The organism is Kineococcus lubricus (assembly GCF_050871965.1).
Lineage (GTDB): Bacteria > Actinomycetota > Actinomycetes > Actinomycetales > Kineococcaceae > Kineococcus.
This window is the reverse complement of record NZ_JBJLSK010000009.1, coordinates 112,434-138,640: the sequence shown is the minus strand read 5'-3', so window position 1 is coordinate 138,640 and position 26,207 is coordinate 112,434. Positions and strand designations below refer to the sequence as shown.

22 protein-coding genes are annotated in these 26,207 nt (G+C 74.2%); 14 read left to right on the top strand and 8 right to left on the bottom strand.

From position 1 onward, the window contains the following. The 7 genes from ACRYRX_RS09030 to ACRYRX_RS09000 all read left to right on the top strand — a co-directional run bounded on the left by ACRYRX_RS09030 (window position 1) and on the right by ACRYRX_RS09000 (window position 8,605). Window positions 1-1,608 (top strand): methyl-accepting chemotaxis protein, encoded by a 1,608-nt coding sequence (locus ACRYRX_RS09030; protein WP_432511516.1) that lies wholly within the window; start codon window positions 1-3, stop codon window positions 1,606-1,608. 274 nt (window positions 1,609-1,882) lie between these two features. Then, entirely contained in the window at window positions 1,883-2,596 is a 714-nt protein-coding gene (locus tag ACRYRX_RS09025) for a GntR family transcriptional regulator (protein WP_432511515.1), read from the top strand. A 67-nt stretch (window positions 2,597-2,663) separates the two neighbouring features. After that, window positions 2,664-4,397: a GH39 family glycosyl hydrolase gene (locus ACRYRX_RS09020; RefSeq protein WP_432511514.1), complete on the top strand. Its 1,734-nt coding sequence runs from the start codon at window positions 2,664-2,666 to the stop codon at window positions 4,395-4,397. A gap of 83 nt (window positions 4,398-4,480) precedes the next feature. Continuing rightward, the gene (locus tag ACRYRX_RS09015; protein ID WP_432511539.1) at window positions 4,481-5,266 is read left to right on the top strand and encodes an aldo/keto reductase; all 786 of its coding nucleotides are present in this window, start codon (window positions 4,481-4,483) and stop codon (window positions 5,264-5,266) included. A 59-nt stretch (window positions 5,267-5,325) separates the two neighbouring features. Further along, window positions 5,326-6,258 carry a carbohydrate ABC transporter permease gene (locus tag ACRYRX_RS09010; protein ID WP_432511513.1) on the top strand — a complete coding sequence of 311 codons (933 nt, stop codon included), beginning with the start codon at window positions 5,326-5,328 and terminating at the stop codon, window positions 6,256-6,258. Next, complete coding sequence (locus tag ACRYRX_RS09005) at window positions 6,255-7,121, top strand: carbohydrate ABC transporter permease (protein WP_432511512.1); 867 nt, start codon at window positions 6,255-6,257, stop codon at window positions 7,119-7,121. Before ACRYRX_RS09010 ends, ACRYRX_RS09005 begins: the two co-directional genes overlap by 4 nt. 41 nt (window positions 7,122-7,162) lie before the next feature. Beyond that, window positions 7,163-8,605 (top strand): ABC transporter substrate-binding protein, encoded by a 1,443-nt coding sequence (locus ACRYRX_RS09000; RefSeq protein ID WP_432511511.1) that lies wholly within the window; start codon window positions 7,163-7,165, stop codon window positions 8,603-8,605. Between the two features lie 28 nt (window positions 8,606-8,633). Here the strand turns inward: ACRYRX_RS09000 and ACRYRX_RS08995 are convergent, their stop codons facing one another. After that, window positions 8,634-9,233: a TetR/AcrR family transcriptional regulator gene (locus ACRYRX_RS08995; protein WP_432511510.1), complete on the bottom strand. Its 600-nt coding sequence runs from the start codon at window positions 9,231-9,233 to the stop codon at window positions 8,634-8,636. A gap of 22 nt (window positions 9,234-9,255) precedes the next feature. Here ACRYRX_RS08995 and ACRYRX_RS08990 point away from each other — a divergent pair, with 22 nt between their 5' ends. Further along, on the top strand, window positions 9,256-10,053 hold the full coding sequence (locus ACRYRX_RS08990) for an NAD-dependent epimerase/dehydratase family protein (RefSeq protein ID WP_432511509.1): 798 nt from the start codon (window positions 9,256-9,258) through the stop codon (window positions 10,051-10,053). A 1-nt stretch (window position 10,054) separates the two neighbouring features. Here the strand turns inward: ACRYRX_RS08990 and ACRYRX_RS08985 are convergent, their stop codons facing one another. After that, entirely contained in the window at window positions 10,055-11,116 is a 1,062-nt protein-coding gene (locus ACRYRX_RS08985) for a Gfo/Idh/MocA family protein (RefSeq protein ID WP_432511508.1), read from the bottom strand. 51 nt (window positions 11,117-11,167) lie between these two features. Here ACRYRX_RS08985 and ACRYRX_RS08980 point away from each other — a divergent pair, with 51 nt between their 5' ends. Beyond that, window positions 11,168-12,187 (top strand): LacI family DNA-binding transcriptional regulator, encoded by a 1,020-nt coding sequence (locus ACRYRX_RS08980; protein ID WP_432511507.1) that lies wholly within the window; start codon window positions 11,168-11,170, stop codon window positions 12,185-12,187. On the opposite strand, the gene ACRYRX_RS08975 is transcribed toward ACRYRX_RS08980, so the two are convergent. Next, window positions 12,188-12,802, bottom strand: a complete 615-nt coding sequence (locus ACRYRX_RS08975; RefSeq protein ID WP_432511506.1) for a LysE family translocator — start codon at window positions 12,800-12,802, stop codon at window positions 12,188-12,190. A 201-nt stretch (window positions 12,803-13,003) separates the two neighbouring features. Here ACRYRX_RS08975 and ACRYRX_RS08970 point away from each other — a divergent pair, with 201 nt between their 5' ends. Next, complete coding sequence (locus ACRYRX_RS08970) at window positions 13,004-13,972, top strand: alpha/beta hydrolase family protein (RefSeq protein WP_432511505.1); 969 nt, start codon at window positions 13,004-13,006, stop codon at window positions 13,970-13,972. A 162-nt stretch (window positions 13,973-14,134) separates the two neighbouring features. Beyond that, window positions 14,135-14,767 carry a TetR/AcrR family transcriptional regulator gene (locus ACRYRX_RS08965; RefSeq protein WP_432511504.1) on the top strand — a complete coding sequence of 211 codons (633 nt, stop codon included), beginning with the start codon at window positions 14,135-14,137 and terminating at the stop codon, window positions 14,765-14,767. Between the two features lie 73 nt (window positions 14,768-14,840). Here the strand turns inward: ACRYRX_RS08965 and ACRYRX_RS08960 are convergent, their stop codons facing one another. Next, window positions 14,841-15,707, bottom strand: coding sequence for a GmrSD restriction endonuclease domain-containing protein (locus ACRYRX_RS08960; RefSeq protein ID WP_432511503.1), 867 nt, complete (start codon window positions 15,705-15,707; stop codon window positions 14,841-14,843). A gap of 676 nt (window positions 15,708-16,383) precedes the next feature. Between ACRYRX_RS08960 and ACRYRX_RS08955 the strand changes: the two genes are divergently transcribed. Beyond that, complete coding sequence (locus tag ACRYRX_RS08955) at window positions 16,384-18,891, top strand: SpoIIE family protein phosphatase (protein WP_432511502.1); 2,508 nt, start codon at window positions 16,384-16,386, stop codon at window positions 18,889-18,891. Window positions 18,892-18,921: 30 nt separating this feature from the next. Here the strand turns inward: ACRYRX_RS08955 and ACRYRX_RS08950 are convergent, their stop codons facing one another. The 4 genes from ACRYRX_RS08950 to ACRYRX_RS08935 are packed head-to-tail and all read right to left on the bottom strand — an operon-like array spanning window position 18,922 to window position 23,639. Continuing rightward, window positions 18,922-19,542 carry a TetR/AcrR family transcriptional regulator gene (locus ACRYRX_RS08950; protein ID WP_432511501.1) on the bottom strand — a complete coding sequence of 207 codons (621 nt, stop codon included), beginning with the start codon at window positions 19,540-19,542 and terminating at the stop codon, window positions 18,922-18,924. A gap of 2 nt (window positions 19,543-19,544) precedes the next feature. Next, on the bottom strand, window positions 19,545-20,552 hold the full coding sequence (locus tag ACRYRX_RS08945) for an agmatine deiminase family protein (RefSeq protein WP_432511538.1): 1,008 nt from the start codon (window positions 20,550-20,552) through the stop codon (window positions 19,545-19,547). Between the two features lie 28 nt (window positions 20,553-20,580). Then, window positions 20,581-22,197: an amidohydrolase gene (locus tag ACRYRX_RS08940; RefSeq protein WP_432511500.1), complete on the bottom strand. Its 1,617-nt coding sequence runs from the start codon at window positions 22,195-22,197 to the stop codon at window positions 20,581-20,583. Continuing rightward, complete coding sequence (locus ACRYRX_RS08935) at window positions 22,194-23,639, bottom strand: APC family permease (RefSeq protein WP_432511499.1); 1,446 nt, start codon at window positions 23,637-23,639, stop codon at window positions 22,194-22,196. Before ACRYRX_RS08935 ends, ACRYRX_RS08940 begins: the two co-directional genes overlap by 4 nt. Before the next feature lie 157 nt (window positions 23,640-23,796). Between ACRYRX_RS08935 and ureA the strand changes: the two genes are divergently transcribed. Both ureA and ACRYRX_RS08925 read left to right on the top strand, forming a co-directional pair. Then, on the top strand, window positions 23,797-24,525 hold the full coding sequence (gene ureA / locus ACRYRX_RS08930) for an urease subunit gamma (RefSeq protein ID WP_432511498.1): 729 nt from the start codon (window positions 23,797-23,799) through the stop codon (window positions 24,523-24,525). Then, complete coding sequence (locus ACRYRX_RS08925; RefSeq protein ID WP_432511497.1) at window positions 24,522-26,198, top strand: urease subunit alpha; 1,677 nt, start codon at window positions 24,522-24,524, stop codon at window positions 26,196-26,198. The genes ureA and ACRYRX_RS08925 overlap by 4 nt, the downstream gene beginning before the upstream one ends. Window positions 26,199-26,207: the final 9 nt, after the last annotated feature.

The window sequence follows — 26,207 nt, the reverse complement described above, 5'->3', positions numbered from 1 at the left end:
ATGCCTGCAGCACCCGAGAGCGGCCGCCAGCGGTCCTGGATCTCCGACCGCCCGGTCGGAGCACGCATCGGCGCCGGCGTCGCGGTGGGCGCCCTCGTCGCCCTCGCCGTCGGCGGGGTCGCCACGGCCCGCCTGGTGGAGCTGCGGGACACCACCGCGACCACCTACTCCCAGAGCGTGCAGCCGCTGGTGGACCTGGCCGCCGCCCAGCGCGGTTTCCAGGCCGCCCGCGCCCGGGTCGTGGAGTACTCCGCGGCCGGCCCCGAGGTCCGCGCCGACCTGCTGACGCAGTTCGAGGAGAAGTCCGCCGACCTCGCCGAGGGCCTGGACGCCTACGCCCCCGACGCCGCGGACCCCGAGCAGGTGCAGGCGGTGCGTGACGCGCAGGAGCAGATCGACGCCCTCTTCCACGACACCCTCGTGCCCCTGGCCGACGCCGGTGACGTCGCCGGGGCGGCGACGGCCTACCGCGAGCAGATCCTGCCGGTGGTCTCGGCCGGCAGCGACGCCATCGAGGCGGCCGGCCAGGCGGAGGAGGCGCGGGCCAAGGCGCGCACCGACGCCGCGACCGGGTCGGCCCGGTCGGCCCTGGTCCTCGTCCCCCTCGTGCTCCTGGCCGGGCTGCTGCTCGCGCTCGCGGTCGCCGTCGTCGTCGTGCGCGGCATCACCCGTCCCCTGGGGCGCGTCTCGGCCGTCCTGGACGCCGTCGCGGCCGGTGACCTCACCCAGGACGCGGGCATCGACTCCCGCGACGAGATCGGCCGGATGGCCCAGAGCCTGCGCCGCGCCACGACCAACGTGCGCGCCGTCGTGCAGTCCATCACCACCACCTCGGCGGCCCTGGCCGGGGCCAGCACCCAGCTGTCCTCCACGAGCGCCGAGCTGGCCGGCAGCGCCGACTCCGCGGCCACCCAGGCGGGGCTGGTCTCCGGTGCGGCCGAGGAGGTCTCGCGCACGGTGGCCACGCTGGCCGCCGGCAGCGAGCAGATGGGGGCCAGCATCCGCGAGATCAGCGTGAGCGCCGCCGACGCGGCCCGGGTCGCGGAGCAGGCCGTGGACACCGCCTCGGCGGCCGACGAGACGGTCAGCAAGCTCGGGGACAGCTCGCGCGAGATCGGTGACGTCGTCAAGGCGATCACCGCGATCGCCGAGCAGACGAACCTGCTGGCGCTCAACGCGACCATCGAGGCGGCCCGGGCCGGGGAGATGGGCAAGGGTTTCGCCGTCGTGGCCGGTGAGGTGAAGGAGCTGGCGCAGCAGACCGCGCGGGCGACGGAGGACATCACCCGTCGCGTCGACACCATCCAGGCCGACACCGGTCACGCGGTGAGCTCCATCGCGCAGATCCGCGAGGTCATCGCCCGCATCAGCGACTACCAGACGACGATCGCCTCGGCGGTCGAGGAGCAGACGGCGACGACCTCGGAGATGAACGGCAACGTGAGCGAGGCGGCCGGCTCCTCGCAGGACATCGCCCGCAACATCTCCGCCATCGCCGACAGCGCGGCGGCGACGACCCGGGCCGCGGGCCAGACCCGCGCGTCGTCGTCGACGCTGGCGGCGCTGTCGGCGGAGCTCGGTGAGGCGGTGGGCCGCTTCCGCGTCTGACCGTCCCGGCGCCCTCACGGCGCCCGAGGGGACCCGCCCCGCGATCGAGGGGACCCGCCACGAGCCGGGTCCAGCCGTCCTCGACCGGGGGGCGGGTTCCCGCGTCCTGGGGGAACCCGGACGATCCAGGGGGGGGAAACCCTTGACCATCGATCGTGCACGATCTACGGTCGATGACAGGCGCTCACCGCAGAGCCCCGAGGAGGTGAACCAGGTGCCACGCCCCCCGCCCGACGACTCACCGTCCCCACCGCCACCGGAAGGGCTGTCTACGATGACGCTCGTGGACCGGACGACGACGCGACGTTCCCTGGCGCCCAGCCGTCAGATGCTCGCCGACCACGTCTACGACGCCGTCCTCGACCTCCTCATCGACGGTGAGCTGAAAGCCGGTGCGGCGCTGGGGATCGACGCCCTCGCCCGGGAGTTCGGGGTCTCCCAGACCCCCGTCCGCGAGGCGCTCGCCCGGCTGGAGTCCACCGGGCTCGTCCGCCGCACGGCCCTCAAGGGCTACCGGGTCGCACCGGTGGCCACCCCCGAGGAGCTGGTCCGCCTCATGCAGGCCCGGCTCCTGCTCGAACCCGCGCTGGCCGAACTGGCCGCGCAGCAGCTGACCCCGACCGTCCTGGCCGACCTCGAGCGGGCCGTCCACGACCTCGCGACGGCCCCGCTGGGACCGTCGTTCCACGAGTTCCGGCAGTACTGGGAAGCCGACGAGCGCTTCCACCGCATCATCGCCGAGGCGACCGGGAACGAGTTCCTGATCTCCGCCTACCAGGCCCTCGGTGGCCAGATCCAGCGGTTCCGCCTCTTCGGCGGCGGCGGGGTCACCGACTCCGAGCACTGCGTCGCCGAGCACACCCGCGTCCTGCAGGGCCTGCGGACCGGGGACCCGGTCACGGCCCGCGAGGCCATGGCCGCGCACATCACCGAGGCGCGGGACCGCGCGCTCGAGGCGTACGACACGCCCGACGCCGCCCACGCCTGAACCTCCTCCACCACCCGAACCCCCGCCGACCGCACCGCCGCGGTCCCCCACGCCCGGAAGGCGAACCATGAGCACCAGCACTGCTCAGCACCCGGCCCACAACCCGGGCCTGTCCTCCGACACCAACCACTTCCCCCGCTCGGCCCCGAGCGACCCGACCGCCCCGCACGTCGAGACCGCGACGGTCGTCGTCGACGCCTCGAGCGATCGCGGGCCGCTCACCCGGCTGTGGGAGAGCATCGGATACGACGAGATCAACTGGACGTACACCCCGACCGGCCGGCAGTTGCTGAAGACCTTCGGGGAGTTCTCCCCCCGTCCGTTCCTGGTCCGCCCGCACTACGTGTTCTGCTCGGGCACCGGGTTCGGGATCCCGCACTGGGGCAACGGGAACGTCTACCACGAGGACGCCGACGGGAACCCGTTCTACGACTTCACCATCGCCGACCAGACGTACGACGCCATCGTCGAGGCCGGGCACCACGTCCTGGTCGAGCTCGCCTTCACCCCGCGCGACCTGCTGCCGCCGGAGGCCGACGAGCTGGAGGTCGTCCCCAGCCCCACGGTGTACAGCAACTACGAGGCCGGGGCCTGGGCCTACCCCCCGAAGGACTACGGGATGTGGGGCGGCCTGGTCGCCGCGCACGCCCGGCACTGCCTGGAGCGGTACGGCGCCGACGAGGTGCGCGAGTGGCTGTGGGAACTGTGGAACGAGCCGGACATCTTCTACTGGAAGGGGACCCCGCAGCAGTTCTACGACCTCTACACCGTCACCGCCGAGGCCGTGCGCAGCGTGCTGCCCGACGCGAAGGTCGGGGGACCGGCCGTCACCGGCGGCGGGGTCGAGTTCCTGCGCGGGTTCCTGGAGCACACCTCGACGCACGACGTCCCGCTCGACTTCGTCTCCTTCCACACCAAGGGGTCCGCGTTCACCCCGTGGCGCGTCTACGGCCCGACGGGAGCAGCCGCGCCGGAGCAGCAGAACCCGTCTGCGCACAAGATGCTCTACGAGATCCGCCGCATGCAGCGGGTCGTCGCCGAGTTCCCGCAGTACCACTCGCTGCCCGCGATCGTCGACGAGTGCGACGCCGGGGTGCCCGCCCACTACAGCGTCTACGACAACGCCAACTTCGGGTTCCAGAACACCGAGTACTACCCGGTGTTCCAGGTCAAGTTGTTCAAGAAGATCCTCGACCTCAACGAGTCCGAGGCCGTCACCGTCGAGCAGGCCACGTCCTGGAGCTTCTACTTCGAGGGCGAACGGTACTTCGAGGGCACCCGCGCCTTCCTCACCGCCGGCGGCGTCGAGAAACCCCTGCTGAACGCCTACCGGATGGTGTCGCGCCTGGGTGGGCGCCGCCTGGACGCCACCTCGACCGCGATGAGCCCCGTGGAGGACCTCGACGCCGGTGACGGCCGCAGCATGCGCGAGGAGGTCGACGTGCTGGCCTCCACCGACGCCGCGGGCCGGGTGACCGTCCTGGTGTGGCGGCACACCGACGACCAGTACCGCACCGACGACGGTCCGGTCGCCGTCGACCTGCGGGTCGAGGGCCTCACCGGCACGGCGTACTCCGTGAGCCACCACCGCATCGACGCCACCCGCAGCAACGCCCACACCGTCTGGGTCGGGCAGGGCCGCCCGCAGAACCCGACCGCGGAGCAGGTCGCGGCGATGAAGGAGCGGCAGGGCCTGGAGGAGCTCGAACCCGCGCGGACGGTCGAGGTCGACGGGACGTTCAGCGCGGTGGTCGAACTGCCGCTGCCGTCGGTCTCGATGCTCGTGCTGGAACCCCGGTGAGCGCGCCGGAGCTGTCGCCGGCGGTCCGCCTGGCGGACGGCGGGGCGGACGGGGTGGCGGGCGGGGTGGCGGGCGGGGTGGCGATGCCCCAGGTCGGGATCGGGGTCTTCCAGGTCCCGCCGCAGGAGGCCCAGCGCGTCGTCGAGGACGCCCTGGAGCTGGGGTACCGGCACGTCGACACCGCCGCGGCGTACGTCAACGAGGCCGGTGTGGGCGCGGCGCTGCGGGCCTGCGGCCTGCCGCGCGAGGACGTGTTCGTGACCTCGAAGCTGCGCAACGGCGACCAGGGGTACGACCGGGCGCTGCGCGCCTACGACGACACCTGCGCCCGCCTGGGCGTCGAGGCGCTCGACCTCTACCTCGTGCACTGGCCCAACCCCGCGGCCGGGCTCTTCGCCGACAGCTGGCGGGCGCTGCGGCGGTTGTGCGACGAGGGCCGGGTCCGCGCGGTCGGGGTGTCGAACTTCCTCACCGAGCACCTCGACGCGATCGACGGGGTACCGGCCGTGAACCAGGTCGAGCTGCACCCGACGTTCCAGCAGCGCGACCTGGTCCGCACCTGCCGGGAGCGGGGGATCGTCGTCGAGGCGTACTCCCCGCTCGGGCAGGGCGCCGACCTCGACGACCCGGTGGTCCGGGCGGTCGCCCGGGCCCACGGGGCCACCCCGGCGCAGGTCGTGCTGGCCTGGCACCTGCACCTCGGGCACGTCGTCATCCCGAAGTCCGCGCGCCGGGAGCGGTTGCGGGAGAACCTGTCCGCCACCTCGATCCACCTGAGCGACGACGAGGTCGCCTCGATCACCGCGCTCGAACGGGGGCACCGCACCGGCGGTGACCCCACCACCTTCTCGCTCAGCCAGATCCGGTAGGGAGGTCACCCTCGATGGCGAGAACGATCACCCCCACGCCCACCGCAGCGCCCACGGCCTTGGCCGAAGCACCCCGGGCGACCCGGCGCGGGATCGACACGAGACGACAGACGATCTGGATCTGGGCGTTCCTCACCCCGACCGTCGTCCTGTACGGCCTGTACACGCTGTACCCGATCGTCGCCAGCTACTGGTACTCCCTCGTCGAGTGGAACGGGTTCTCCTCGGGCCAGCGGTTCGTGGGCGTCGACAACTACCGGGCGGTCCTGGCCGACCCGGCGTTCTGGGCCTCGGTGAAGATCACCCTGGTGTTCATGCTGCTCGTCGCGCCGGCCCGGATCCTGCTGAGCCTGCTCCTGGCGATGGTCCTGAACTCCCCGAAGCTGCCGCTGCGCAACCTGTTCCGCACCGTGTACTTCCTCCCCGTCGTCACGACGACCGCCATCGTCGGGGTCGTCATGCAGTTCGTGTTCGACCCGGCCAGCGGGCCCTTCACGGCCTTCCTCAAGGCCTTCGGTGCCGAGGTCGGGATCGACTTCCTCGGGGACTCCAGCACGGCGCTGGTCACCGCGGCCGCCGTGTACGTGTGGAAGTTCTTCGGCATCACCATGGTCTACTGGCTCGCGGCGCTGCAGACCGTCCCGACCGAGCTGTACGAGGCCGGGCGCATCGACGGGGCCGGGTCGTTCCAGCTCTTCCGGTACGTGACCCTCCCGCTGCTGATGCCGTTCCTGCTCATCATCACGGTCCTGACGGTCGAGGACACCTTCCACGCCTTCGACCTCATGCAGACCATGACCGGCGGGGGACCGTTCTTCTCCACCGAGATCATCGAGATCTACATCTACCGCTGGGCGTTCAGCGCCTCCATCCCGCAGCTCGGGTTCGCCTCCGCGGCCGCCGTCCTGTTCGGGTTGTTCGTCATGGTCGTCGGGGCGCTGCAGGCGTGGGCGCTCGTCGTGGCCCGGCGCAGCCGGAAGGAGCTGTCGTGAGCACGTCGGTGCCGTCCGCCCCCAGGGGGCGCCGCCTGGCGCAGCGGGCTCCGTGGTGGGGTGTCGTCCTGCTGCTGGCCGTGCTGGCGGTGATCTGGGTCTACCCGTTCGTGTGGATGGTGTCGGCGTCCCTGAAGAGCTCCCTGGAGGTCTTCACCGCCGGGCTGCGCATCGTGCCGGACGAGTTCGCCTGGGAGAACTACTCCCGCGCCTGGACGGACGCCAACTTCGGCCGCTACATGGTCAACACCGTGATCCTCACGGTGTCGACCGTGGTGATCGTCGTGGTCCGGTGCGCCCTGGCCGGGTACGTCCTGGGCCGCTTCCGGTTCCGGGGGCAGCGCATCGTCGTAGGCGTCCTGGTCGCCACCTTGTTCGTGCCGACCGGGTACACGATCATCCCCATCGTCAAGCTGTCGATGGAGCTGGGGCTGCTGAACTCCCTGACCGGGATGGTCCTGGCGCTGTCGGGGGCGGCGAACGTGTCCGCCATCCTCATCTACGCCGGGTACTTCCGGCAGCTGCCGAAGGAGCTCGAGGAGGCCGCGACCGTCGACGGTGCGGGGTTCCTGCGGGTCTTCTTCCAGATCATGCTGCCGCTGTCGATGCCCGTCACGGCGACCGTCGCGCTGCTGACGTTCCTGGCCACCTGGAACGCGTTCTTCCTGCCCCTGGTGTTCTCCTTCAGCGACCCCGACCTGCGGACGCTGTCGGTCGGCATGCAGGCCTTCGTGGGCGAGAACGCCACCGACTGGTCCGGCATGGCGGCGGCCGGGGTCATCTCGATCCTGCCCATCGTGGCGCTCTTCCTGTTCCTCCAGCGGTACTTCGTCGAAGGCATCGCCGGCGCCGTCAAGTCCTGACCACCCGTCCCGCACGACCACTCTCGATGAGGAGAACCGTCATGCCCCAGATCTCCCGCCGCTCGCTCCTCGCCGGTGGCGGCGCCCTGGCCGGAACCTCGCTGCTGACCGCCTGCGGCGGCGGCAGCGGAGGCAGCGGCGCCGGCCCCGGTGCGCCCGTCAGCCTGCGCTGGTGGGACCACTTCAGCGCCCTGCAGAAGTTCCACCGCGACTGGGCCGCGACCGAGTCCACCGACCTCGGCGTGTCCATCGAGTACACGTACAACGACGTCAGCAAGTCCACCGAGGCGCTGCAGCTGGCCAACCAGAGCAAGCAGCTGCCCGACGTCTACAGCAACGTCGTCGGCCTGCCGCTGCCCGCGCTCGTCGCCGAGGGCTGGCTGCACGAGATCGTGCTGTCGGAGGAGGCCAGGGCCGCGCTGCCCGAGGGGGCCTACACCGAGGGCATCACGACCATCGACGGGAAGCTGTACGGCCTGCCGCTGTTCAGCTACCAGCAGTACGCCGCGGCGCACTGGTTCAACGTCGACCTCGTCACCGCCGCCGGTCTGGACCCCGACGACCCGCCCGCCTCCTACGACGACTTCCGGGCGAACCTGCAGAAGGTGAAGGCCGCCGGTGGGGACGCCGCGCCCATGGTGCTGGCCCTGGGCGGGGTGGCCCGCATGCGGGAGCAGATCGACGACCTCGCGCAGGCCGCCGGTTTCCCCGGGTTCCAGGGGATGAAGTACGCGACGGGGGAGTACGCGTACGACGACGACACCTACGTCGACGCGATCGAGTTCTGGAAGGAGCTCAACGACTCCGGGCTGATCCTGCCCGGCTCGGGCAGCCTCACCGTCGCCGATGCCCGGACCCGGTGGGCCTCCGGCGTCGCCGCGTACTTCCCCGACGGGCCGTGGTGCGCCGGGGGAGCCAGGAACGTCGTGCCGGAGTTCGTCGACAAGATGGGCGTCGGCCCGATCCTGACCCCCGACGGCCGGCCCGTGGTGACCTACCGCGGGACGCCCGCCGCGCAGTTCTTCATCGCCGGAAACACCGCGCACCCCGAGGAGGCGACCGCCGTCATCGAGTCCATGACGACCACGGAGTACCAGAAGGGGCTGGCCAGCGGCATGGACCAGCCGCCCTCGGACCTGTCGGTGGTCGAGTCGGCCGACGTCATCGAGCCGTACAAGCAGCTCGCCGTCTGGTTCGCCGAGTCGGTCAGGCGGGCCCCGGAGCCGATCGTCCGCAACCCCGCCGTCGCCCAGGTGCAGGCCGCGCAGAAACCCGTCAGCCCCCACCTGGGAGACATCGTGCAGGGGTACCTCGGCGGGGACGTCACCGACCTGCGCGCCGCCCTGCGCGACCTCAACGGCCGGTTCGACGCCGACCTCGACGCTGCCATCGCGACGGCCGCCGCGGCCGGCGCGGCGGTGACGCGCCAGGACTACGCGTTCCCCGAGTGGGTGCCGGGGCAGGACTGGACGCGCCCGGCCTGACGGGGCCCTGCCTGCCCGGCCCCGCGGTTCACGTCCCGGAGGGGCCGGGCAGCAGGCGTTCCAGCAGTTCCAGGGACCGGCGGACGTCCACGTCCTGCGGGTCCAGCAGCCACTGCACCTGCAGGCCGTCGGAGGCGGCGACGACGAGGGCGGCCGCGTCGACAGGGTCGACGTCGGCGGCGATGCGGCCCTCCCGCTGACCCGCGGCGATCCGCTCGGCGAGCTCGGCGCGGACGCGGGCGAAACGTTCCCGGATGAACCGCCGGGTCAGCGGGTGCTGTTCCTGGAGGGCGTCGGCCATCAGCGTCGAGTACAGCTGCACCAGGCCGGGCACGACGCGGTTGCGGTCGACCGACCGCGCGATGCCCTCCACCGCGCCGTGCTCGGCGTCGGGGTCGGGGGGCAGTCGGCGCTCGTGCTCGCGGTAGGCCTCGACGAGCAGTTCGTCGCGGGAGGGGAAGTAGTGCCGCAGGGCGGCGTGCGAAACCCCGATCGCGTCGCCGACCGACCGCAGCGACGCGCCGTCGACGCCGCGGCTCGCGAACAGTTCGATGGCGTGGTCGAGGATCTGCTGCCGGCGCTCGATCCCCTTGCGGTATGAGCGGCGCTGCTCGGTTCCCTCAGGCACCGGCCCATGCTATGACCTGATCATGACCGATCTCCCCTCCCTGCTCGTCACGGGTTCGGCCGGCGGCCTGGGCCGTGAACTCGTGCCCCGGTTGCGCGCGGCGGGCCACCGCGTCCGCTGCCTGGACCTCCAGCACCCCGAGGGGGCCGGGGCCGAGGCGGTCACGGGGTCGGTGACGGACCCGCAGGTCGTGGAGGCGGCGCTGGCGGGGGTCGACGCCGTCGTCCACCTGGGCGGCATCAGCCGGGAGGCGGCGTGGGCGGACGTCCTGGACACGAACGTCCACGGGACGTGGGTGCTGCTGGACGCGTGCGCCCGGCTCGGGGTGGGCAAGGTCGTGTTCGCCTCCAGCAACCACGCCGTCGGTCTCACGCCCCGGCCGGCCGACGGTTCCGCGCTGCCCGCGGACGCCGAACCCCGGCCGGACAGCTACTACGGCTGGAGCAAGACGGCGGGTGAGTCGTTGTGCCGCCTGTTCGCCGAGCGCGCCGGGCTCGACGTCGTGTCGGTGCGCATCGGGTCGTGCTTCGAGCGTCCCGGCGACGTGCGGGGGCTGGCGACGTGGATGTCGTACGACGACTGCCGCCGGCTGGTGAGCGCGGCGGTGGACCCCGCGGTGACGGGCTGGCACTCGGTCTGGGGGATCTCCCGCAACACCCGCCGCTGGTGGTCGCTGGCCGAGGGGGAGGCCATCGGGTACCACCCGCAGGACGACTCCGAGCGGTTCGCGGAGCAGGTCCTGGCCGACGCCGACCCCGACGAGGTCGTGGACCTCGTCGGGGGCTCGTTCACGGCGAACGCGCTGGGTCGGCCGAACTGAGTCAGGCGCGGGCCGACGCCTTGGCCTGCGCGTAGGAGACGCCGACCTGGCGGGTGATCTCGTCCAGGGCCGCCAGGTTGGTGAGCACGGCCTCGGTGCTGTGCAGCGGGGTCTGCAGCTCCCCGGCGCCCAGGCGCAGCGCGACCTCGACGGCGGTGTGGTGCAGCGCCCCGTGGCCGACGGGCTGGGGGTCGGTCCACCCGATCGTGCGGGTCCCGTCGGCGGAGGTGAGCAGCACGTCGCCGGGCATCATCCACGAGCCGGGCAGGAAGAGGGTGCCCTCGGTCCCGCCGACGGTGGCGGTGGTCGGGGTGCGCGCCTCGAGCGTGGTGTGCAGGGAGCTGCGGGCGCCTCGGGCGTGGGTGAGGACGGCGGCGGTCTGCGCGTTCACCCCCGTGGGGCCGGGCTCGCCGCTGGCGAACACCGACGTCGCCGGGCCCAGGACCCACGTCGCGAACGTCGTCAGGTACGTCCCGAGGTCGAGCAGCGAACCCCCGGCCAGGGCGGGGTCGAGGATGCGGTGCGGGGGGTCGAAGTGCTCGCCGTGGTCGGCGACGACGGTCCGGACGTCCCCGAGCCAGCCGTTCTCCAGGACCTGCCGCACGACGTCGGTGCGGGGCAGGAACGCGGTCCAGTAGGCCTCGACGGCGGCGACCCCGGCGGCGGCGGCCGCGTCGAAGACCTCCTGCGCCTCGGCCCGGTCCAGCGCGAGGGGTTTCTCCACCAGGACGTGCTTGCCGGCCGCGATCGCCTGCAGCGCAGCGCCGCGGTGCAGGTGGTGGGGGAGCGCCACGTAGACGACGTCGACCTGGGGGTCGTCCACGAGCGCCTCGTAGGAGCCGTGCGCGGTGGCGATCCCGGCGGCCGTCGCGAACCGCCGGGCGGACTCGGTGGTGCGCGACCCCACGGCGACGACCTGCTGGTCGGTGTTCGCCCGCAGGGACGCGGCGAAGCGCTCGGCGATCCAGCCGGTGCCCAGCAGGCCCCAGCGCAGGACGGGGACCGAGCGGGGGTCGGGGCGTCGGGAGTCGGGCAGCGCGGTCAGCGAACTGGGGAGAGTCACGGCGACACTGTCTACTAGATCGATCTAGCAGTCAAACGGTACGCTCCGGCCGTGCCCCCCGACCCGCCCGCCGCCGAGCGCCGCCCGACGATGAAGGACGTCGCCGCCCGCGCCGGGGTCTCCCGCGCGCTCGTCTCGATCGTCTTCCGCGACGCCCCCGGAGCCGGGGAGGAGACCCGCCGCCGCGTCCTGCGCGCCGCCGCCGACCTCGGCTACGTCCGCGACCAGTCCGCCCGCTCCCTGCGCACCGGGCGCAGCTACCAGCTCGGCGTCGTCTTCGAGAGCCGCGACGACTTCCACGTCGACCTGCTCGACGCCGTCTACCGCGCCGCCGACGATCGCGGCTACGAGCTCCTGCTCAGCGCCGCCACCCCCCGCCGGACCCAGGACCGCGCCCTGGAGACCCTCGTCGGCGCCCGCGTGCTCGGCGTCGTCGTCTTCGGCGCCCGCCAGGCCCCCACGCTGCCCGAGACCGCCCGCGACCTGCCGCTCGTCCTCGTCGGGCACCAGGAGGACGGCGGCGCCGACCGCCGCGAGGACGTCGTCCGCAGCGACGAGGAGGGCGGCGTCCGCGCCGCCGTGCAGCACCTCGTCGACCTCGGTCACACCCGCACCGCCTGCCTGGAAGCCGTCGACCACCGCGGCGGGCTGGCCCGCGTCCGCGCCTACCGGGCCGCCGTCGCCGACCACGGCCTGCCCGCCCGGGTCCTGCCGTCGGGGTTCACCCAGCTCGCCGGGGCCACCGCCGCGCAACGGCTCCTGGCCGAGCCGGACCTGCCGACCGCCGTGATCGCCGCGAACGACCCGTGCGCGGCCGGTGTCCTGGCCACCCTCACCTCCGCGGGTGTCGACGTCCCCGGGCGGGTCTCGGTGGTCGGGTTCGACGGCACCCGCGACGACGCCATCCGCGCCGTCGACCTCACGACGGTCCGCCAGGACGTCGACGTCCTCGCCGCCGAGGTCGTGCAGCTGCTCGTCGACCGCTCCGAGGGCCACCGCGGTCCCGGGCGCGAGCGCGTCGTCCCCACCCGGCTCGTCGTCGGCGCGACCACCGGCCCCGCCGCCGGCTGATCAGCGCGCCGTCGCGATCGTCCCCACCCCGAAGGCCGTCAGCACCGCCGCGCTCACCCGGTCCAGCGCCCGGGTCACGCGCGGGCGCCGCAGCCACGCCACCGCCCGGGCCGCGCCGTGCGCGAGCACCGTCAGGTACGTCAGCGCGACCGCCGCCTCCACCGCGCCCAGCAGCAGCGTCGCACCCACCCCCGCCCCGGCGGGGACGAACTGCGGGACGACGGCCAGGAAGAACAACCCGACCTTCGGGTTCAGCACGCACGAGACCAGCCCGGACCGGAACGCCACCGGCGCCCGGACCGCCCCCGCCACGACCGGTGCGGCGGCGGCGCGGCGGCGCGCCCAGAACGTGCGCAACCCCAGGTAGACCAGGTAGGCGCCGCCGGCGACCTTGAGCACCTGGTACGCCTGCGCCGACCGCTCCAGCAGCGCCGCCAGCCCGACCGCGACCGCGCTCGCCCACACCAGCGCCCCGACCGCCGACCCCAGCGCCGTCAGCACGCCGGAGCGGGCGCCGTGCAGGCTGTGCCGCAGGACGAGGAACGTGTTCGGGCCGGGGGTGAGTTCCAGCAGCAGGCACAGCGCGCAGAAGGCGAGGACGGCTTCGAGGGTCACCAGCCGACCGTAGCCAGTCGCCGGTGCGGTCGTCGCCGACCGCGCGGCGGACGGTGGTCGCGGGGCGGACGGTTCGCAGCGAAGGGTTGACACCTTCTGGCTACGTTAAATAGCTTATGGGTATTGCCACTAGCTTCAGTCGTCGCCGCCGGCTCCCGGATCCGCGCGACGGTGCCCATCCGCCGAATCGAAGGACTCCCCATGAGCACACCGTTCACCGACGCCGGCATCGTCCCCGTCGACGAGTCGCAGCCGGTCATCACCTACCACCCCGTCACGGTCGACGCCCCGGGCCGTCCCAGCCCCCTGCAGGTCAAGGTCTCCGTGCCGGCCACGGGCAGCGACCTGCCGGTCATCGTCCTCTCCCACGGTCACGGCGCCTCCAACTTCCTGGCCTCCATGAAGGGCTACGCCCCGCTGGTCGAGTTCTGGGCCGCCCACGGGTTCGCCGTCATCCAGCCCACGCACCTGGACGCCGGCGAGCTCGGCCTGCGCGAGACGGAACTCCCCGACGCGCCGCTCTTCTGGTACGACCGGGCGCGCGACGTGCGCCACGTCCTCGACCACCTCGACGACATCCAGGAGCAGGTGCCCGGCCTCGCCGCCCGCGGGCTCGACGCCGAACGGGTCGCCGCTGTCGGTCACTCCCTGGGAGGCATGACCGTCGCGTCCCTGCTGGGCATGCAGGTCGTGGACCCCGCCGACCAGCGCGCCAGGGACCTCTCCGACCGCCGGGTCAAGGCCGGCGTGCTGATCGGCGCTCCCGGGTCCGGTCACGACCTGGCGGACTGGGCCCGCGAGAACTACCCCGTCCTGCAGCACCTGGACTTCAGCACCATGACGGGCACGGCTCTCGTCGTCGCCGGCGACGCCGACCTCAACCCGTTCTTCTCCGAACGGATCAGCTACCGCTCCGACGCGTTCACCCTCAGCCCGGGCCCCGGCAAGACGCTCCTGACCCTCCCGGGGGCGGAGCACATCTACGGAGGCGTCTCCGGCTACGACGCGGCCGAGACCTCGGACGAGAACCCCGAGCGGGTCGCCACGCTCCGGGCCCTCGTGTGGGCGTACCTGCGCAGCCGCCTGTTCGCCGACGACCCCGCCTGGCGCGACGCCCTCGACGCCCTGGCCGACGCCGAGCAGCCCCTGGCCGAGATCGAGGTGAAGTAGCAGCGGTCGCGCGCACCCGCGCCCGCTCCGCCCCGCCGCGACTAATCGTGCTAGTTTGCGGCTAATCCCCGTACCCGTCGCCGGGTGCGGCCACCACACCGATGCGACTGGTCCCGATCATGAGGCTCCCGAACTGCACGAACCCTGCCGCGCGGGCCCACCGTGCCTAGGGCGGGTCTCGACGCCGCCACCGTCACCCGCGCGGCAGCCGAGGTCGTCGACGAGGTCGGCTACGCCGGCCTCACGATGGGACTGGTCGCGGACAGGCTCGGGGTGCGGGCGCCGTCCCTCTACAAGCACGTCGCCGGGCAGGCGGACCTCAGCCGCCGCATCGCGGTGCTGGCGGTCACCGAGATCGGCGACGCCCTCCGCGACGCGATGCAGGGCGAGGCGGAGCGTCAGGCGCTCGAAGCCGCCGCCCACGCGACGCGGCGGTACGCCCGCGAGTTCCCCGGTCGCTTCGCGGCCACCTTGCACAACACGGCGACCGGTCCCGAGGATCCGCTCCACCTCGCGTGGGCGCGGGTCGTGGAATCCCACCTGGCCATCCTGCGCGGGTACGGGGTCGGCGAGAAGGACACGCGGCACGCCCTCCAGATGCTCCGCAGCTTCCTGGACGGGTTCTCCCTGATCGAACCGGCGGGCGAGATGCACACCGAGGACGAGATCGACGCCGGTTTCCGGTGGTTGATCGCTTTCATCGACCGCGGCCTGCGCGAACTGCCCGGCGTCAGGCGAGGAACTCGATCGAGGACGGCGTCGACCTCCACGAGCACGCCCGGCTCGAAGAGGTAGCCGGGCCCGGCGGCCCGTCGGAGTCGCCGGCTGCCCGGACCCGGTGCGGAGGACCTGACGGACGACCGCAGGCTCACTCGCACACCGTGCCGTCGCCGTCCGTGTCCCGGTACCAGTCGTACTCCGGGTCGGTCCCGGCGACGTACGGGCCGTGCCCGGCGGCGTTCGCGTCCCGGCACGACGCGAACCGCGGGTCCGGCCCGTCCCCGGCGGCGCCGGTGGGAGCGGGGGAGGACGCCTGCGCGACGGGCTGGTCCGGGCACGTGTCCAGCACCCGCGCGATCGCGTCCCGCTCGGCCGGGGTCACCCACAACCCGTAGGCCGCCTTCACCGCCACCTGCCGCGCCACGTACGCGCAGCGGAAACCCGTGTTCGGCGGCAGCCAGGTCGCGGCGTCCCCGTCGCCCTTGGCCGAGTTCAGCGGCCCGTCGACGGCGAGGAGTTCCAGGGGGTCGTTGGCGAACCGCGCGCGCCGGTCCGCGTCCCACTGCTGCGCGCCGGTCTGCCACGCGTTCGACAGCGCCACGACGTGGTCGATCTGCACGGCCTCGCTGGTCCCCTCGCCGCGCACGAACGCGACGGTCCCCCCGCCGTACGGGTCGGCCAGGGTCCCGCTCGCGATGACGCAGTCCCGCGTGCCGGGCCGGAACGCGACCGCCGTCAGGTCCCGGGCGAGGACGTCGTTGCGGGTGTCGCACCCGTTGCGGTCGGTGTCGACCCAGCCGTCGCCGAACGCCTCCCGGCTGTACCCCGTCTTCGGGGCGCGCCCCTTCACCGGCAGCGCGGCCAGCTGCTCGGCCGCGGTCCCCGCCGCGGGCGGGTCCGCCGGGACGGGCGCGGGGGAACAGCCGCCCAGCAGCAGCGCCGCGACGGCCCCCGCGACCGCGGCGGCCCCCGCGACGGTCGGTCTGCGGTGCGGCGGGGCGGGAGTGGTCGGCACCCCCGCATCGTCCCCCGGGCGGCCCCCGGACGCGGGACGTGGCCGCGGACGCGTCCGACGGCGCCGTCGTCGACGCGCTCGTCCCGTGAGGCGCCGCCACGTCGCGGCCGTCGACGACGGGAGCGACCGCGAGGTCGACCGCCGTCAGCGCGTCGACGCCGAGAACTCTGCGCTGCGACGGGTACGCCGAGCCGCGGGCCACGGCGACGAGCAGCGTCACGGTCAGCGCCGCCGCCACCGCGGTCGGGGCGCCGGCGAGGGAGTCCCCCAGCGGTTCGCGGTCGTCGACGGAACTCCCGCGGTCCACCCCGTCGTCGGCCCGGCCCGCCTCCACGCCCACCCCCGGCCCGCCAGGGCGCGGGTCGCGCGTCGAAGCAGCGCACCCGGTCGGAGGGGACGACCAGTCCCGTCGGCTCCCGCACCTCGGCCGCCGCGCCCTGCCGACGCCGCACGCCGATCAGACCGACTGCGACGGGCGGAACGACGACACCAGGACCTCCCGGGCCGGTGCGGGGAGTCCCCTCCCCGCGGGAGTCGGCACGTCCGGCGCCCGCCCCGGGCGTCCCGCGGCGCCGTCGGCGGACGGCGCACCGGTCCGGACGTGCGATAGTCGGATGCCCGCTGAAGCCCCCGGCGGCGTTCATCGCGCCCCATCCCCCCGCGAGGAGACGCCTCCATGGACGCAGTCGACCGGGTCGACGCCCCGCGGCCGGCGGCTCTGCCGACCCCGGACGCGGCCCTCGGCCGGCTGACCGCCCTCACCGCCCGGCTGCTGGGGACCCCCGCCGCCCGGTTCCGCCCGCTGCCGGCGCCCGCGGCCACCCCGGACCCCCTGGACACCCTGACCGACCACCTCGCCCCGGGACCGGACGGCCCGCTCGTCGTCCCCGACACCCGCGCCGACGCCCGCCTGCGCCACCTGCCGCCCGTCACGTCCGGGACCGTCGGCAGCTACCTCGGCGTCCCGGTGCGCCACCCGGACGGCGCCCTCGCCGGTGTCCTGTGCGTCACCGACCCCGCGCCGCGCGCGTGGACCGCGGCCGACGTGTCCCTGCTGTCCGACCTCGCCGCCGCCGCCGCCACCGAGCTCGGGCTGGCCGCGCTCGCGGCGGACCTGGAGACGGCCCGGGTGCGTTCGGAGCTGGCGATCAGCGCCGGGGGGGTGGGGACCTTCGACTGGGACCTGGAGTCCGGCACCCTCACGTGGGACGCGAACCTGCTGGAGATGTTCGGCTACGCCGCCGACGACTTCGGCCGCACCATCGCCGACTTCGACCGGCGGCTGCACCCCGACGACCTGCCGCGGGTCCAGGCCGCGCTGCGCACCTCCGTCGAGGGGGTCGGGCAGTTCGCCGCGGAGTACCGCGTCGTGCGGCCCGACGGCAGCACCCGGTGGGTCCGGGCCCGCGGGCAGGCGCTCGCCGACGAGTCCGGGCGCGCCGTCCGGCTCCTGGGGGCGGCCTACGACACCACCGCCGCGCACGACGAGGACGCCCGGGTGGCGCGGGTGCTGGAGTCGATGGGCTCGGCGTTCTTCTCCCTGGACCGGCAGTGGCGGTTCAGCTACGTGAACTCCGAGGCCGAACGGGTCCTGGGCCGTTCGCGCGCCGAGCTCCTCGGCGGCGACGTGTGGGAGCTGTTCCCCGACGCCGTGGAGTCGCCCTTCGAGGAGCACTACCGGGGCGTCGCGGAGTCGGGGCGGCCGGCGACGTTCGAGGCGTTCTACCCGGCGCCGCTGAACGCCTGGTACGAGGTGCGGGCCTGGCCCGACCCCGATGGGGTGTCGGTGTACTTCCTCGACATCACCGAGCGCCGCCGGGCGCAGCGGACCCTGGAGGCGGCGCACGCCGACGCGGCCGCCGCCGCCGAGCGGCTGCGGCTGATCGTCCGGGTGAGCGAGGACCTGTCCTCGACGCTGGAGGTCGAGGAGGCCTACGCGCGGCTGGCCCAGCACCTCGTCCCCGAGCTGGGGGACTGGTGCCTGGTGACCCTGGTGGACGAGGCCGGCGGGTTGCGCGACCTCGGCTGCCACCACGTCGACCCGGCCCGCCGGGACCTGGTGCGGGCCTACCGCGAGGCCCGGCTGACGGCGCTGCTGCCGGACTCCTACCTGTTCCGCGTGTGGCGGACCGGGCGGCCGGTCGCGATCCCCGTGGAGGCGACCGAGGCGATCGCGGCCCAGCTCGACGAGCACGGACCGGCCCGCGACCTCATCGCCGCGCTGGCCCCGCAGGCGTTCGTGTGCCTGCCGGTGCGGGCCCGGGGCCGGACCGTCGGGCTCATCACCCTGTTCCACGACGACTCCGGTGACCGGCTCTCGCCCGAGGACCTGCTGCTGGCCTCCGAGGTCGCCGACCGGGCCGGTCTGGCGCTGGACAACGCGCGCCTGTACTCCCAGCAGCACCGGGTGTCGGAGGGGTTGCAGCGCAGCCTGCTGACCGACCCCGTCCAGCCCGACCACGTGCAGGTCGTCGTGCGGTACCGGCCCGCGGCGCGGGCCGCGCGGGTCGGCGGCGACTGGTACGACGCCTTCCTCACCCCCGACGGGGCGACGGTGCTCGTCATCGGCGACGTCATGGGTCACGACGTCGACGCGGCGGCCGCGATGAGCCAGGTCCGCTCCCTGCTGCGCGGGATCGCCTACAGCACCGGGGGGAGCCCGGCGCGGGTCCTGTCGGGCCTGGACGCGGCCATGCAGGGCCTGGAGGTGGGCACGACGGCGACGGCCGTGGTGGCGCGGCTGGAACTGCTCGAGGACTCCCGCCGGCTGCGGTGGTCCAACGCGGGCCACCTGGGCCCGGTGCTGGTGGGCCCGGACGGTGCGGTGAGCACGCTGGAGGGGGAGCACCCCGAGCTCCTGCTGGGCATCGACCCGGCGGCGTCGCGCTCGGACACCGTGCGCACCCTGCCGGACGGCTCGACGGTCCTGGCGTTCACCGACGGGCTGATCGAGCGCCGCGACCGGCCCCTGGAGGAGGGGCTGCACCTGCTGCACGCCGCGCTCGCCGACCTCGCCGGCGCCTCGCTGGACGACCTCGTCGACGGCGTGCTGCAGCGGATGGTGCCCGGTGAGCACGAGGACGACGTCGCGGTCCTCGCCCTGCGGCTGCACCCGCGCGAGGGCGAGCGGCCGCCCGAGGCGGGCCCGGAGTCGGTGCCCGCGGTGCTGCCGCCCGTCCCCTGACCCGCCGCGGTCCGGCGGTCGGCCCTGGGCTCAGGTGCGGGCGCGCAACCGTTCCAGGCCCACCAGGAGGCTCTCCAGCCCCAGCCGGAAGGCGCGCTCGGACCGGTCCCCGGGCTGGGCGCGGGTGGCCCGCACGGCGCGGGCCAGGCGGGAGCCGGGGTCGGGGGAGTCGGCCCAGACCTCCACGGGCGCGCCCGCGTCGAGCGCGGACCCGAGCACGAAGTCGTCGAGGACGGTGACGGCGTGCAGCAGGTCGTCGTCGGAGAAACCCGCCTCGTGCAGGACGTCGGCGAGGGTCTCGTAGGACGCCAGCGTGGCGGGGTGGCTCACCGTCTGCGCCGTCAGGAGCGGCACGACGGCGGGGTGGGCGGCGAACGCGGCGCGGTACCCCGACGCCCACCGGTCCACGAACCGCGCCCAGTCCTCCCCGGGGACCCGGTCGGTGACCATCCCCTCCTGCGACAGCAGACCCCGGATGCCCTCGACGACCTCCTCCCGCCCGCCCTTGACGTGGTGGTACAGCGAGGAGGTGCCGACCCCGAGGTCCTTGGCCAGCCGGGGCAGGGCCAGCGCGCCGGTCCGGTCGAGCTGGTCGAGCGCGGCCCGGACGATCTGGTCGCGCGAGAGCAGGGGTGTGGTGGGGCGCGCCATCGTCAGGCGGGCTGCTGCTGGGTGATGCAGTGGATCCCGCCGCCGAACGCGAACACGTCGCGCGCGTCCACGGCGACCACCCGGCGGCCGGGGTAGGCGGCCTCCAGCACGGCCGCGGCCTGCGCGTCGCGGGCGTCGTCGAAGGCGCACGCGACGACGACGGAGTTCGCGACGTAGTGGTTCACGTAGGAGTAGTCGACCAGCTCGCCGTCGACCTCGGACGTCTCCGGTGCGGGGATCTCGGTGACCCGCAACGGGTTGCCGCGTGCGTCGGTCGCGGACCGCAGGACCTCCGCGACCTCTCGGCTCACCTCGTGGTCGGGGTGGCCGGGGTCGGCCTGGGTGTGCACCAGGACCTGCCCGGAACTGGTGAACGCCGCGACGATGTCGACGTGCCCGCGGGTGCCGAACTCGCCGTAGTCGGCGGTCAGCCCGCGCGGCAGCCAGATCGCCGTCGTCGTGCCGAGCTGGGCGTGGACCTCGGCCTCGACCTGCTCGCGCGTCCAGCCGGGGTTCCGGTGCGGGTCCAGCTGCACGGTGTCGGTCAGCAGGACCGTCCCGCGGCCGTCGACGTGGAAACCCCCGCCCTCCTGGGTGAGGGGGGAGGAGCTGACGGGGGTCCCGGTGAGGTCGGCGACGGCGCGGGCGGCGCGGGCGTCGTCCTCCCAGCGGGCCCACGACTGCGCGCCCCAGCCGTTGAACACCCAGTCCACGGCGACGGCGGAACCGTCGGCCGCGCGGGCGAACGTGGGACCGGAGTCCCGGAACCAGGCGTCGTCGATCGCGACGTCGGCGAGGTCGACGCGCGGGTCGAGGAGTTCGCGGGCCGCGGCCCGGTCGCCGGGGTTCACCAGGATCGTGACGGGTTCGTGGGCGGCGACGGTGTTCGCGACGGCGCTCCAGGCGCGGCGGGCCCGGGTGAGGTCGGGGCCGCCGGCCTCGCCGAAGGTGGGGTTGGGGGTGGGGAACGCCATCCAGGTGCGCTGGTGCGGCGCCCACTCGGCGGGCATGTGCTGTCCGGTCACGTTCTTCTCCAGCTCAGTTCCGGTGGACGACGGTCCCGGCGACGACCGTCAGGGGGACGGGGGACTGCGCGAACTCGTCGGGGCCCACGACGAGCGGGTCGAGCGCGAACGCGGACAGGTCGGCGCGGGCGCCGGGACGCAGGCTACCGGCCACCCCCTCCAGCCCGGCCGCGCGCGCGGCCTCGGTGGTGTACCCCTCCAGGGCCATCCGGGCGCTCAGCGCCTGCCCGGGCAGCACGGGTTCCTCCTCGGGGCGGCCCGCGGTCCGCCGCAGCCGGGCGTCGGCGATGACCGCGCGCGGGTCGTACGGGGCGACCGGCCAGTCCGACCCCAGCGCCAGCCGGGCCCCGGCCTCGCGCAGGTCGCGGGTGCGGAACGCCCGGTCCGCGCGCACCTTCCCCAGCCGCTGCGACCAGTTGTCGCTGTGGTCGGCCTTCGTGTAGTGCGTGCAGTGGGTGGGTTGCATGCTGGCCGTCACGTCGAGCTCGGCGAACCGGCCGACGAGGTCGTCGGGCAGCGTCTCGATGTGCTCGACGCGGTGCGGGACACGGGGTTGCCGGTCGAGCCCGGCGATCGTGCGCAGGACGTGCCGGACGCCGGCGTCGCCGATGGCGTGGGTGACGGTCGGGACGTCGTGCGCGGCCAGGAACGCGACCGCCTCGGTGTACTCGCGCGGGTCGGGCCAGAACGGGGTGGTCGACTCCCCGTGGGTGTCGGCCTCCTCCAGCCAGGCCGTCCCGCCGTCGACGGTGCCGTCGATCATGAACTTCGCCCCGTCGACGTCCCAGCGGCGCCCGCCGAGGCGTTGCAGGTCGACGACGTGCCGCAGGTGCTCGCGCCCGTGCGCGGGCATGACGAACGGCGCGAACCGCAACCGGACCGGCAGTTCGTGCTCGGCGGCGACGGTGCTCACGAGGTCGCGGGAGTCGCCCTCGAAGTCCATGACGTTCGCCGCGGTGAGGCCGGTGGCCGCCATGCCGCGCAGGATGCCGAGGAACCGTTCGCGGCGCTGCTGCGGGGTGTCGGCCGGCAGGTGCGCGGAGACCAGGTCCATGGCCTCGAGCTCGAGCAGGTGCCCGGTGGGGGTCCCGTCGGCCAGGACGACCTGGGCCCCGGAGCGGAACGGGCGGGCGCCGGTGACGCCGGCGATCTCCAGGGCCCGCGGGGAGACGAGCGCGGAGTGGGCGTCGAACATCACCACGTGCGCCGGGACGTCGGGCCCGAGCGCGTCCACCAGCGGCGCGTGGGTGATCGGCGCCCCCTCGAAGGCGTTGGGGTCCAGGCCCCAGCCGCGGACCCAGCTCCCGCGCGGCAGGTTCCGGGCCCCGGCGCGCAGCGCCCGGACGAGGTCGTCGCGGGTGCGCACGCCCGACAGGTCGGTCCCGGCGGTGAGGTCGACGCCCATGACGGGGTGGGTGTGGCCGTCGACCAGGCCGGGGGTGAGGGTGGCCCGCCCGAGGTCGACGACCTCGGTGCCCTTCCCGCGCCAGCCGGCGACGTCGGCGCGGTCACCGACGGCCGTCACGGTGCCGTCGGTGATCGCGACGGCCTGCGCGGTGGGCCGGGCGGGGTCGAGGGTGTGGACGGTGTCGGCGACGACGACGAGCTGGGGGGCCGGGTGGGACGTCACGGGTTTCCTCCGATGCGGGTGTACAGGTCGGGGCGGCGGGCGCGCAGCACCCGGGCGAGGACGACGCCGACCCCGAACACGAGCGGGACCAGGACGACGAGCACCGCGTTGGTGCCCGTGCCCGCACCGGTCAGCAGGCCGATGTTGCGGATCAGCACGACCAGCGCGGCGCCGAGCAGCACCGTGGCGGCCAGCGCGGTCCAGCGCACCAGCGGGTGCACCGAGCGGTGGCGGCGCAGGTGGGCGACGACCGCGACGGAGGTCACGGCCTGCAGCAGCAGCACCCCGATGGCGCCGGGGGTGTTCACCAGCAGCACCAGCTGCCGGTAGGGGTCGGCGCCGACGAGGGCGAACCCGGCGACGACGGCGGCCGCGAGCAGGGTCTGGAGCGTGCCGGCGCGGGCGGGGGAGGCGAAGCGGGGGTGGGTGCGGGCCAGACCGGCCGGCAGCAGGCCGTCCCGGGCGAGGGTGAAGGTGTACCGGTTGGCGGCGTTGTGGAACGCGGTCTGCGAGGCCATGACGCTGGTCAGCACGAACACGTCCATCAGGTGGGCGGCCCACGGGCCGACGTAGGTCCCGATGACGGTGAAGAACAGCCCCACCGGGTCGGCGCCGGCGACGGCGACCGCGTCGGCGTCCCCGACGGCCTGCACGACGGCCCACACGACGACGGCGTAGAACAGCCCGAGGAAGGCGACGGCGGCGTAGGTGGCGCGCGGGATGGACCGGTCGGGGTCGCGCGCCTCGCGGCGGTACAGCGCGGTGGACTCGAAACCGGCGAACGCGGCGAAGCAGAAACCCAGGACGCCGAGCAGACCGGGGTGGGACAGGGCGCTGGGGGTGAACGTCGTCAGGTGCAGGCCGTCGTGGCCGCCGTGGGCGACGACGCCGACGACGAGCAGGGCGAGGATCGCGGTCTCGGCGGCCAGCAGCACCCCCAGGACCTTCGCCCCCACGTCGATGCCGCGCCGGCCCAGCGCCCACACCACGGCGATCGCGGCGAGGGCGAACACCCACCAGGGCAGCTCGATCCCGGTGGACCGGGCGCAGGCGGCCTGGAACTGCACGCCCAGCAGGCCGTAGACGCCGATCTGCAGGACGTTGTAGGAGACGACCGCGAGCAGGCCGGCGCCGGCGCCGGCGGTGCGGCCCAGCCCGAGGGCGATGCAGCTGTAGAAGGCGCCCGCGCCGCCGGTCAGGCGGGTCGTGGTGGTGAACCCGACGGCGAACAGGGCCAGGACGACCGCGGCGCCGAGGTAGCCGGCCGGTGCGCCGATCCCGCCGGTGGAGATGGCCAGGGGGGCGATGCCGGCCATGACGGTGAGCGGGGCGGCGGCCGCGACGACCATCGCGGTGATGCCGGTGGCGCCGAGCGCACCGGCCTTGAGCCGGTCGTCGGCGGGTGCGGGTGGGTCCGTGCGCGCGGAGAGGGCGGGGTCCATCACGGGGTCCTCCTGGGGACGGGTGCGCCGTTGCGGGGTCGACGATAACCGAAAGCGTGTCGGTTAGGGTGGAGGACGTGTGTTTCGACGACGTCTCCACCACGTTCCCGAGCCGTCACGGCTCGGGCCACCCGTCCAGCGGGTTACTCTCCGCGCCATGCGCCTGACGCCCAGCGAACGCGACCGGCTGCTGATCTTCACGGTCGCCGAGCTCGCCCGGGCCCGCCGCGCCCGCGGTCTGCGGCTCAACGTCCCCGAGGCCACGGCCCTGGTCGCCGACACCGTGTGCGAGGCCGCCCGCGACGGGAAGCGGCTGGCCGAGGCGATGGAGGCCGGGCGGTCCGTGCTCGGACCCGGCGACGTCCTGCCCGGCGTCGCCGACGTCGTCCCGCGGGTCGAGGTCGAGGCCGTCTTCGACGACGGCACCCGCCTCGTCGTCGTCGTCGACCCCTTCGCCGGCGGATCGCTCGGCGACGACGCCCCCGGCGCCGTCCTGCCCGGGCCGCCGACCCCGCTGGAGTTCACCGACGTCGTGACCCTGCCGGTGACCAACACCGCGACCGTGCCGGTCAGCGTCACCTCCCACTTCCACTTCTTCGAGGTGAACCCCCGCCTCGCGTTCGACCGCGCCGCCGCCTACGGCCGCCGCGCCGCGATCGACGCCGGCGCCACCGTCCGCTGGGACCCCGGCCAGACCCGCGAGGTCCGGCTCACCCCCATCGGCGGGGACCGCGTCGCGATCGGTTTCGCCGGCCTCGTCGACGGACCGCTGGACGCCCCCGGCGCGTTCGAGCAGGCCCTCGAACGCGCCCGGGCCTGCGGGTACCTCGACCACACCGACACCGGAACCGACACCGGAACCGACACCGACGGGAGCCCGCGATGAGCCTGTCCAGCGGCGACTACGCCGCCACCTACGGCCCGCGCGCGGGGGACCGGGTCCGCCTCGGCGACACCGGCCTCGTCGTCCAGGTCGAGCACGACGCCCAGGCGCCGGGGGAGGAGTTCCTCGCCGGTTTCGCCAAGACCGCCCGCGACGGCCTGCACCTCAAGGCCGCCACCGTGCGCGAGACCTGCGACGTCGTCATCTCCAACGTCGTCGTCATCGACGCCGTGCAGGGCGTCCGGAAGCTGTCCATCGGGATCCGCGAGGGACGCATCAGCGGCATCGGGCGCGCCGGGAACCCCGACACCCTCGACGGCGTGGACGTCGTCGTCGGGACGGGAACCACCATCGTCTCCGGCGAAGGGCTCATCGCCACCGCCGGCGCCATCGACACCCACGTGCACCTGCTGTCCCCCAGGGTGATGGAGGCCTCCCTCGCCTCCGGCGTCACCACGATCATCGGCCAGGAGTTCGGGCCCGTCTGGGGCGTCGGGGTGAACTCCCCGTGGGCGCTGCGGCACGCGTTCAACGCGTTCGACGCCTGGCCGGTGAACATCGGGTTCCTCGGCCGCGGATCGGCCAGCGAACCGGGGTCGTCCGTCGAGGCGCTCGTCGAGGGCGGCGCCTGCGGTTTCAAGGTCCACGAGGACATGGGTGCGCACGCCCGCGCCCTGGACACCGCGCTCACCGTCGCCGAGGAGTTCGACGTGCAGGTCGCGCTGCACACCGACGGCATCAACGAGGCGCTGTCGGTCGAGGACACCCTCGCCGTCCTGGACGGGCGCACCATCCACGCGTTCCACATCGAGGGCTGCGGCGGCGGGCACGTCCCGAACGTCCTGCGGATGGCGGGCGAACCCAACGTCATCGGTTCCTCCACTAACCCGACGCTGCCGTTCGGCCGCGACGCCGTCGCCGAGCACTACCACATGATCATGTCGGTGCACGCGCTCAAGGAGGACCTGCCCGGTGACGCGGCCCTGGCCCGCGACCGCATCCGGGCCGGGACGATGGGCGCCGAGGACGTCCTGCACGACCTCGGCGTCATCCCCATCACCTCCTCCGACGCGCAGGGCATGGGCCGGGCCGGGGAGACCGTGCGGCGGACGTTCGCGATGGCCGGGAAGATGAAGCTCGAACTCGGCGCCGAGCACCCCGACCACGACAACGCCCGCGCGCTGCGGTACGTCGCCAAGCTCACCGTGAACCCGGCCATCGCCCACGGGCTGTCCCACGAGGTCGGGACCCTGGAGGTCGGCAAGCTCGCCGACGTCGTGCTGTGGCGCCCGGAGTTCTTCGGGGCCAAACCCGAACTCGTCCTCAAGGCGGGTTTCCCCGCCTACGGCGTCACCGGGGACCCGAACGCGGCCATCGACCGCGCCCAGCCCCTCGTCCTGGGGCCGCAGTTCGGCGCGCACGGCGCGACCGCGGCCGACCTGTCGGTGGCGTTCACCTCCCGCGCCGCCGCCGAGGACGGCAACGACGCCATGACCACGCGACGACGGCGCGTGGGGGTCCGCGGGACCCGCGGCATCGGGCTGTCCTCCATGGTGCGCAACTCCCGGCTCGCGCAGGTCCGGGTCGCCCCGACCGGGCTGGTCACCCTCGACGGCGAACCGATCAGCTCCCAGCCCGCCGAGTCCACGAGCCTGACGCGGCTGTACCACCTGTGACGCCGTCCC

Coding starts and splice junctions, on each gene's coding strand:
- ACRYRX_RS09030 (WP_432511516.1), top strand. CDS start 1: ATGCCTGCAGCACCCGAGAGCGGCCGCCAGCGGTCCTGGATCTCCGAC.
- ACRYRX_RS09025 (WP_432511515.1), top strand. CDS start 1,883: ATGACGCTCGTGGACCGGACGACGACGCGACGTTCCCTGGCGCCCAGC.
- ACRYRX_RS09020 (WP_432511514.1), top strand. CDS start 2,664: ATGAGCACCAGCACTGCTCAGCACCCGGCCCACAACCCGGGCCTGTCC.
- ACRYRX_RS09015 (WP_432511539.1), top strand. CDS start 4,481: ATGCCCCAGGTCGGGATCGGGGTCTTCCAGGTCCCGCCGCAGGAGGCC.
- ACRYRX_RS09000 (WP_432511511.1), top strand. CDS start 7,163: ATGCCCCAGATCTCCCGCCGCTCGCTCCTCGCCGGTGGCGGCGCCCTG.
- ACRYRX_RS08990 (WP_432511509.1), top strand. CDS start 9,256: ATGACCGATCTCCCCTCCCTGCTCGTCACGGGTTCGGCCGGCGGCCTG.
- ACRYRX_RS08970 (WP_432511505.1), top strand. CDS start 13,004: ATGAGCACACCGTTCACCGACGCCGGCATCGTCCCCGTCGACGAGTCG.
- ACRYRX_RS08955 (WP_432511502.1), top strand. CDS start 16,384: ATGGACGCAGTCGACCGGGTCGACGCCCCGCGGCCGGCGGCTCTGCCG.
- ACRYRX_RS08950 (WP_432511501.1), bottom strand. CDS start 19,542: ATGGCGCGCCCCACCACACCCCTGCTCTCGCGCGACCAGATCGTCCGG.
- ACRYRX_RS08945 (WP_432511538.1), bottom strand. CDS start 20,552: ATGCCCGCCGAGTGGGCGCCGCACCAGCGCACCTGGATGGCGTTCCCC.
- ACRYRX_RS08935 (WP_432511499.1), bottom strand. CDS start 23,639: ATGGACCCCGCCCTCTCCGCGCGCACGGACCCACCCGCACCCGCCGAC.
- ureA (WP_432511498.1), top strand. CDS start 23,797: ATGCGCCTGACGCCCAGCGAACGCGACCGGCTGCTGATCTTCACGGTC.
- ACRYRX_RS08925 (WP_432511497.1), top strand. CDS start 24,522: ATGAGCCTGTCCAGCGGCGACTACGCCGCCACCTACGGCCCGCGCGCG.